Origin of the sequence: Streptomyces sp. NPDC050485 (assembly GCF_044458185.1) — a bacterium.
In the GTDB taxonomy this organism is placed as follows: Bacteria; Actinomycetota; Actinomycetes; order Streptomycetales; family Streptomycetaceae; genus Streptomyces.
This window is the reverse complement of the sequence record NZ_JBITHR010000068.1, coordinates 1-5,101: the sequence shown is the minus strand read 5'-3', so window position 1 is coordinate 5,101 and position 5,101 is coordinate 1. Positions and strand designations below refer to the sequence as shown.

The window sequence follows — 5,101 nt, the reverse complement described above, 5'->3', positions numbered from 1 at the left end:
TGAACTTCCTACGCTTTGGTGTCACGTGCTCTCTCCGCCGTTCCTGACCATGACCCTATCGGGGACCACTGTCCGAGAACTTCGGGGCGGCTCAGTTCCGCGTAGATGGACAGATCCCTGCCATGACTTTCGAACTCAATGGCATCTTGCTCCGTGCGGCCGACAATCAGCGGACGGTCAGCTGAAGAGCCTCCTGCTCGACAACTCGGGGCAGCTTCGTGAGGCGCACAGGGTTTTCCTGAACTCGGAGCTCATCACTCGTCCTGCCTCGGACATGCCGCTCTCTGACGACGACCGCATTGAGTTCTCCACCGCCATCGCGGGCAACTGAGGCCGCTGTGCGCGGGGCTGAGGTGCGAAGCGGGGCCGTCCCGGTGTGATGGCTGGGGCGGCCCCGCTGTGCGGAGGGCTCAGGTGCTGGGCGGACGGAGAGGAATGACGTTGCCGGGCGCGAGGCCCGGGCCTGGCGAGGACTCGCTGCGTTGGGTGAGAACGGCGCTGGCGAGGGTCAGGTTGGTGACCAGTTGCCGCAGCTCTTGGAGCTCGGCTTCCTTGTTGGCGAGGGTCTTCCTGAGCTTGGTGACAGTCTCCCGAAGCCGTTTCTCGTTCTCAATCTGTTTCGTCTCGACTCGGACCCGTTCGTAGAACTCGTTCTTCAGGTCGGCATGACGCTTGAGGAGAGCCATGCGATGAACGCCGGCCTCGGCGGCGAGAGCGAGGACGGTGAGGCTGCCGTTGGAGGCGGTGGCCTGTCCGGTCAGGAGTCGGTCCATCGCCTTGCGGATGCGGGCGCGTTCGTCGTCGTGGCAGGGTTGGTGGGTCATGCGATGGCCTCCTGCGCCCCGGTCTGTGGCGGCTGACCCGCACGCGCGCCAACGGCCAGCCCGCCCTCATCGTCCACCACGTGGGCGACGGCCGCTGCGAGCCCTACGGCATCCAGGTCCTCACCCTGATCGGCGACCGCATCGCCCGCATCACGGCCTTCAACGACCCGGCCCTGGTCGCCACCTTCACCACCAGCCCCCTCGAAACCCACTGACACGCGCGCCCCGAGAAGTCTCGGGGCGCGCGGTCGCCATCCGAAGGTCAGGCCTTCGGGACGGCGGACTGGACGACCTCGAAGGACCAGAGGGTGGAGCCGGAGGCGGCGGGGCGCTTCGGGGCCTCGCCGCCTCCGGGGCGCCGCGATGGGCGGCCTGCATGGGACCTCCATCCAGGCCTTGAAGTCCTCCTTGCTGCGCCAGCGGGTGTAGACCAGGTAGTTGTCAGTGCCCTCGACCGGGCGGAGGAGTTCGAACCATTCGAAGCCGTCCGAGTTCTCCACCGCGCTGGCCCGCGAGGCGAACCGCTTCTCCAGTTCCGCCCGCTGCTCGGCGGGAACCGTCATGCACCAGACCAAGGCGTTCAAAAAGATCGAGGATCCTGAGACGCCGGGGGAGACATACCGATCGTTCCGGAAGTGGGCTGCGGACCAAGGTGTCTCTCGGTCGCACGCCTACCGGATGCTGGACGTAGGGGGTTTGTTGCTGTGGTCGTCGATCGGCGGTCCGGCTGCCGGTCAGGCGATCCGGTGATCAGAAGGAGGCGTTGACGCTGACCTGGTGGTACTGGCCGACAGTGTCCAGGACCTCGTCCTTGACTGCGCCAAACTGAGCCACCAGGTCCGAGCTGCTGATCGCCGTGGGGCCGGCGGCGATGCCGGCCTGCGGGCTCAGGCCGCCGGAGACGGTGTCGAGCTCGGCGTCGGAGATCTCAAGGGTCTGAACCTGGGGAGCGGAGTTCATGATGAAACTGCCCTTCGTATGGTGTTCCACAAGGGGGGAGCGGCCAGGCTGGGGACAGACGGTGGGCCGCGGCCGAAGGCGCGTGCCATCTATTTCCGGACGCCTGGCGCGATCCCGGCGGCGCGAAGGATCAAATCACGGAGCGTGCCCGGCATCCAGTCGGCCGGTTCGCCCGACCGGGCAGTTGAAACGGCCGGCCACCCATCTGTACGTGCATGCACACGAATTGAGGGCAGCTTCTCTACATGTAGGGCGGCACAGAAGGCCGACAGCTATTGCCATGGCGGCTCCGGACAGGACAACTCCGCACCAACAGAACGCACCCATGGCGCAGTTGCGCATGCGCTGTGCAGATTCAGGTGCAGAGTCATGCACGGATGCATCCGCGCGCCCTTCAGTACCTTGTCCACCGCGTTGCGCGGCCCGTACACCGCGAGCCCTACCAGGTCCAACTCTCCTGCGGGCACGGCGCGTACGGCCGGGCGGTTGTCGCGGTCGTTGCCCGTCGTGAACAGGTCGGAGGTGAAGACGGCCCGCGGGGGCACCCGGTCCAGGGCCTGCCCGTGGGCCGCGGTCAGGGTCTCCTTGGCGCCCTCGATTCCCGAGCGCAGGGCGTACTGCTTCCGCCAGGCGTCGGTGGCCTGTTCGGCGCGCAGGCGCTGTTGGGCCTCGATCTGCGGGCGGGGACGGAAGGTCAGGGACCGGGCATTGACCGTCGATCGTGCGCAGTGCGCGCGCTGCGGGCAGGGAGTGCAGTCCGGGAGGCGGAAGGTGACCTGGATGGTCGGCAGCCCGTCGGCGCTGATCGAATCAGCCAGTTGCGGCTGATTGCGCCGGTGGTGCAGGTGACATGGTGCTGGTCGAAGTCGATGGTGAACCGGCTCAGGTCGTGGGCGTCCGGGTCGCGGGTCTGCCACTGGTGGCCGGCGGAGACGGGCCCGAAGAGGTCGACGCCGCGGTCGGTGGCGGCGCCGAGGATGTGGTCGACGCTGACGTAGGTGGCGTCCACCAGCTCCCGGTCGGGCAGCAGGTCGGCGGCGTGCACGTGGCCGCCGCGATCAAGGGCCGCCGCGACCAGCTGGCGAAGATCGGCGCGGAGCTGTCCTACCTGCCGCCCGCAGTCCCGAGCTCAACGACATCGAACGCGTCTGGCGTTCGGCCAAGTACGAGTGCGAGGACTACCCCAACCGCGCCCAACACCAGCATCGAAGCCATCGGTGCCGCCGTCGGCCAGGCGCTGGCCTGCCGGCGAACCCGTATCCAGAGAGCAACGGCTTCGCCGGGTCCGCTCAGGCCGGTTCGGCGGGGTCGTGGGTGATCAGGTCTCCTGGCTGGCACTGAAGGACTTCGCAGATCCTCGACAGGGTCGAGAAGCGGATGGCCTTGGCCCGTCCGTTCTTGAGTACGGACAGGTTGACGACGGTGATGTCCACCCGCGCGGACAGTTCGGTGAGCGTCATGCCGCGCTCGGCGAGGAGCCGGTCCAGGTGGATCCGGATCGCGTGGAGTTCCTCTCCGGGCATCAGATGGTCCCTTCGAGGTCCTCTCGCATGCGCACGCCCTCGCGCATGATCTTCCCCATGATCACTGCGGCGAGGCCGGCGAGGACGAGCACCTGCGGCCCGGAGACCGTCGGCCCAGAGGCCACGATGGGCGCCATGCTCCCGACGAGCCAGGACTGCGACCAGCCGACGACGAGGCCGGCCAGCGGCGTGCCCACGGTGACGAACCAGCCAAGAACGGAGAGCCGCCGCGACACCGCGTCGGTGAACGGCCCCTGCAGCACGACAGCCTTGAGCAGCCGGGAGAAGAGCAGCAGCGCGAGGGATCCGAACAGCAGCCAGGGCAGTTCGCCCCCGAGGCCGGCGGCGCGCTGCCCCGCGGAGGGACTGTCCTGGCACAGGCGCGTGGCACTGCTGGACGCCTTCACACCCTCGCCGATCGGCAGGTCGTGCTCAAGCGAGGCATTGGCCCAAAAGCCCGTCTGCACGCAGACTGTCCCGTCGTCGAGCGCGTGCGTGACCCCCGTGCCGATGAAGACGAGCCCGTTGAGCACCGCCAGCCCAAGGGTTATCGAGGCCAAGGTCCTCGTGAGTCGCGTGTTCATTGCGTCCCTTCCCATCGATTTTCGATATGCCAAAGGTAGAGGAACATATCGATATTCGACAAGTCCAAGACTGTCGGCGAGGCCGCCTCGGCGGACTGCCTCAAGGGCCGGCATCAAAACCATCGGCACCGCGGCAGAGCAGGCCCTGACCCGCCAACAGGCGCGCCCAAGGATCAACAGCGAACTTCACTGAAACCGCTTAGTACCTGTTGTCGTTCCGAACTTGATCGCTGAGTTTCTGCTGGTGGGAGTGGCTCTCTGCCGGGCCAGGAAGGCATGCCTCGTCCGTATTCTTTCTCGTTCGGGGGTGGCCGGTGGCGTCGGTGCTTGGGTTGTTGGAGGCGAAGGAAGCGTCAGCGCGGGAACGGGCGGAGCGACTGCGTTCAGAGCTCGAGGACGCCGAGCGGGAGGTGGAACGGCTGGTGACCGCGCGGGAGATGGTGAGCCAGGTGCTGTCCCAGCCGGAGGAGACGGGCTTGGAGGAGGCGGTGGCCTGCACGGATGCGCCCCGGACGGTGCCGAGGCGGGGCTCGGTGGTGCCGCATCGTCGCGAGGGCCTCGATGCGGGCGTGCTCGCGCCGGATTACCAGCGGATCATGTCGGTGCTTGCCTCCCGGACGCCTCAAGGTGGACTGCGGGCCAAGGACGTGGCCCAGTTGCTGGAACTCGAGCTGGTTCCCGCGAAGACAACCGGGCGGAGAACTCCCACCAGCCAACGAGGCAGCGCGAACGCGCGATGAAAGGCTTCCGGTCCGTCGGCGGGGCGCAGCGGTTCCTGTCCGCGTTCACCGGAATCTCACCCCACTTCCGACCCCACCGGCACCTCATGACCGCCGGCCGCCATCGCCTCGAGATGACCTCCGCTTCACTATCTGGAACCACATCACCGGCGCCACCGGCCTGCCCACCACGGCCTGAACACCAGCCCACCGCCGACCCCCGCACGCCCTCACAGGATCACACCCCCGACAACGTGACAACGCCAGTAATCATGCATTCGGCCTATCGTGCCGGGGCGTGCGTCACGCTGTTGCCCGAGGCTTGGAGACGACGGGAAGCATCTCGTTCACATCCGGAGGCATCATGCGTCAATCCCACCGAAGCGGCGGCGCGGTCATCGTCGCGTCGGCCATCCTGCTGCTCACCGCCTGCTCGGCAGCCCAATCCCCGCCGGAAGGGGGCCAGGACGGGCCGTCGGGACGGGCGCGCA

At 67.5% G+C, this 5,101-nt stretch carries 6 protein-coding genes and 3 pseudogenes; 3 read left to right on the top strand and 6 right to left on the bottom strand.

What is annotated here, in order from left to right:
• Positions 1-410: 410 nt before the first annotated feature.
• Complete coding sequence (locus ACIBK6_RS42290) at positions 411-824, bottom strand: hypothetical protein (protein ID WP_399058797.1); 414 nt, start codon at positions 822-824, stop codon at positions 411-413.
• A gap of 80 nt (positions 825-904) precedes the next feature.
• On the opposite strand from ACIBK6_RS42290, the gene ACIBK6_RS42285 reads away from it, so the two are divergent.
• Positions 905-1,039 (top strand): hypothetical protein, encoded by a 135-nt coding sequence (locus tag ACIBK6_RS42285; protein ID WP_399058795.1) that lies wholly within the window; start codon positions 905-907, stop codon positions 1,037-1,039.
• A 47-nt stretch (positions 1,040-1,086) separates the two neighbouring features.
• Here ACIBK6_RS42285 and ACIBK6_RS42280 read toward each other — a convergent pair.
• The 5 genes and pseudogenes from ACIBK6_RS42280 to ACIBK6_RS42260 all read right to left on the bottom strand — a co-directional run bounded on the left by ACIBK6_RS42280 (position 1,087) and on the right by ACIBK6_RS42260 (position 3,891).
• Positions 1,087-1,387 (bottom strand): annotated as a pseudogene (locus ACIBK6_RS42280) (antibiotic biosynthesis monooxygenase family protein).
• 187 nt (positions 1,388-1,574) lie between these two features.
• Positions 1,575-1,784, bottom strand: coding sequence for a hypothetical protein (locus ACIBK6_RS42275; RefSeq protein WP_399052405.1), 210 nt, complete (start codon positions 1,782-1,784; stop codon positions 1,575-1,577).
• 374 nt (positions 1,785-2,158) lie between these two features.
• Positions 2,159-2,701, bottom strand: a pseudogene (locus ACIBK6_RS42270) (DUF2000 family protein); the annotation flags it as partial.
• Between the two features lie 372 nt (positions 2,702-3,073).
• Positions 3,074-3,307, bottom strand: coding sequence for a helix-turn-helix domain-containing protein (locus ACIBK6_RS42265; protein ID WP_399058793.1), 234 nt, complete (start codon positions 3,305-3,307; stop codon positions 3,074-3,076).
• On the bottom strand, positions 3,307-3,891 hold the full coding sequence (locus ACIBK6_RS42260; RefSeq protein WP_399058791.1) for a DUF2975 domain-containing protein: 585 nt from the start codon (positions 3,889-3,891) through the stop codon (positions 3,307-3,309). The genes ACIBK6_RS42265 and ACIBK6_RS42260 overlap by 1 nt, the downstream gene beginning before the upstream one ends.
• A gap of 314 nt (positions 3,892-4,205) precedes the next feature.
• Here ACIBK6_RS42260 and ACIBK6_RS42255 point away from each other — a divergent pair, with 314 nt between their 5' ends.
• Both ACIBK6_RS42255 and ACIBK6_RS42250 read left to right on the top strand, forming a co-directional pair.
• Positions 4,206-4,631 (top strand): hypothetical protein, encoded by a 426-nt coding sequence (locus ACIBK6_RS42255; RefSeq protein WP_399058799.1) that lies wholly within the window; start codon positions 4,206-4,208, stop codon positions 4,629-4,631.
• Positions 4,577-4,809: pseudogene (locus ACIBK6_RS42250) on the top strand (IS6 family transposase); the annotation flags it as partial. The gene ACIBK6_RS42255 and the pseudogene ACIBK6_RS42250, both read left to right, overlap by 55 nt.
• Between the last annotated feature and the right edge of the window lie 292 nt (positions 4,810-5,101).

What these genes read in the sequence shown, in the direction of transcription:
- ACIBK6_RS42265 (WP_399058793.1), bottom strand. Translation starts at nt 3,307, where the DNA reads ATGCCCGGAGAGGAACTCCACGCGATCCGGATCCACCTGGACCGGCTC.
- ACIBK6_RS42290 (WP_399058797.1), bottom strand. Translation starts at nt 824, where the DNA reads ATGACCCACCAACCCTGCCACGACGACGAACGCGCCCGCATCCGCAAG.
- ACIBK6_RS42260 (WP_399058791.1), bottom strand. Translation starts at nt 3,891, where the DNA reads ATGAACACGCGACTCACGAGGACCTTGGCCTCGATAACCCTTGGGCTG.
- ACIBK6_RS42275 (WP_399052405.1), bottom strand. Translation starts at nt 1,784, where the DNA reads ATGAACTCCGCTCCCCAGGTTCAGACCCTTGAGATCTCCGACGCCGAG.